The organism is Schumannella sp. 10F1B-5-1, assembly GCF_006517535.1.
Lineage (GTDB): Bacteria > Actinomycetota > Actinomycetes > Actinomycetales > Microbacteriaceae > Schumannella.
On the sequence record NZ_VHQH01000306.1, the window covers coordinates 1 to 354 of the forward strand.

The 354-nt window shown below is 75.7% G+C and carries 1 protein-coding gene; it reads left to right on the plus strand.

The annotated features are described in order from the left end of the window. The coding region (locus FJ658_RS15805; RefSeq protein WP_219995804.1) for a ThiF family adenylyltransferase at window positions 1-354 on the plus strand (354 nt) is incomplete at both ends.

Below are 354 nucleotides of genomic sequence, written 5' to 3' on the forward strand. Positions count from 1 at the left end.
TCCGCCGACTCGCCTCGCTACGCCCGCCAACGCGTGCTGACCGGCTTCGGCGCGCCGGGGCAGGAGCGCCTCGCGGCCGCACGCGTCGTGGTGATCGGGGCGGGCGGGCTCGGCAGCGCCGTGCTCCCGGCGCTCGCCGCGGCAGGGGTCGGCACGATCGTCGTCGTCGACCACGACACCGTCGACGAGAGCAACCTCCCCCGGCAGACCGTCCACGGCCTGCGCGACGTCGGCCGGCCGAAGGTCGACTCGGCGGCCGATCGGATGCGCGCCCTCACCGACCACGTCACGGTGATCACCGAGCGAGAGCGATTCGACGCGACCACCGCCGCGCGCATCGTGGCCGGCGCCGAT